Origin of the sequence: Lactiplantibacillus sp. C232, assembly GCF_023806725.1 — a bacterium.
Taxonomy (GTDB): Bacteria; Bacillota; Bacilli; order Lactobacillales; family Lactobacillaceae; genus Lactiplantibacillus; species Lactiplantibacillus plantarum.
This window is the reverse complement of sequence record NZ_JAMSKZ010000041.1, coordinates 1-1,264: the sequence shown is the minus strand read 5'-3', so window position 1 is coordinate 1,264 and position 1,264 is coordinate 1. Positions and strand designations below refer to the sequence as shown.

1 protein-coding gene is annotated in these 1,264 nt (G+C 45.3%); it reads right to left on the bottom strand.

The genetic code is table 11. From position 1 onward, the window contains the following. Positions 1 to 59: 59 nt before the first annotated feature. The gene (locus tag MZO41_RS16495; protein WP_053339307.1) at positions 60 to 1,235 is read right to left on the bottom strand and encodes an IS256 family transposase; all 1,176 of its coding nucleotides are present in this window, start codon (positions 1,233 to 1,235) and stop codon (positions 60 to 62) included. Positions 1,236 to 1,264: the final 29 nt, after the last annotated feature.

The window sequence follows — 1,264 nt, the reverse complement described above, 5'->3', positions numbered from 1 at the left end:
GGTAGCGTCAAGAATCTTGTGTAAATGAAATGCCTTCGTACATATAATATGTATCTAACTTAAATAAATGATGCTTCCAAGGTGTCCTGGAGTCCTTTGAACCCTCGGTGGATCCGCCTCAGAGACTTCTCGTTATAAACATTAAACTGAGAAACCAGAAAGCGATCCAGTGAATCTTCCGTTGGAAATTGTTCTTTGTGGTGGGTGGTGCGCTTGAGATGCTTATTAAAGTTCTCAATCAGGTTAGTGGAGTATAGTGATTGCCGGATAGCTGGTGGAAAGTCCATGAAAGTGAGTAAATTCGGCATTTTAAGCAGATCTTTGATTAATTTGGGATAGGTCTGATGCCAGTTGTTGGCGAACTCATTCAGTTTCAGTTCGGCTGCTTCACGGTTGGCGGCCCGATGAACTTGTTTAAAGTCACTGATCACGGCCTTGCGGTCTTTTACGCGAACTTTGTTCATCAGATTCCGCCCAACATGAACCAGGCAACGTTGTCGTTTGGCTTTGGGGAAATGCCGATTCAAGCCTTCATCCAAACCAACTAACCCATCGGCCACAAACAACAGCACATCTTTAACGCCCTGCTTGATCAAGGTTCCCAGCAGTTCAGTCCAGATTCCAGTCGATTCCGTTGGCGCCACTTGGTAGTTCAGCACTTCTTTCGTACCATCTGGACGAATGCCAATCGCAATATGAACGGCTTCTTTTTGAACGGTATCCCGCTTTAACGGCAAGTAAGTGGCATCTAAGAAGATGGCCGCATATTGTGAAGCCAGTCGACGTTGCTGGAAAGCTTGAACCTGTTCATTGACGGCTTTAGTCATGTTGGAAACCGTGGCTTTGGAGTAGTGAGCACCGTACATTTTCTCAATGAGTTCGGCAATTTCAGCAGTGGTAATTCCCTTGGTATACAATTGAATGACCGTTGTTTCTAAATTATCACTGTGCCGACCGTAGGCTGGCAAGGTATGATTTTCAAACCGGCCATTGCGATCTCGAGGAATGGTTAAGTTAAGTTGGCCGTACTTCGTATCAAACGAGCGCTCATAACTGCCGTTGCGGTTATTACCAGTGTTAATTCCAGCGTATGAGTAGCGTTCGTAACCCAAAAACCCTGCCAATTCGGTTTGAAGCAGCTGGTTAATCGCAATTTCGAGGTGGTGACGAAAAACTTCGTCCAAATCTTGCTTTTGGGCTAGTGCAGCGATAATTTCTGTGGTAAGTTCATTCATGGGGAATGCCTCCTGTGATGTTTTCTGTG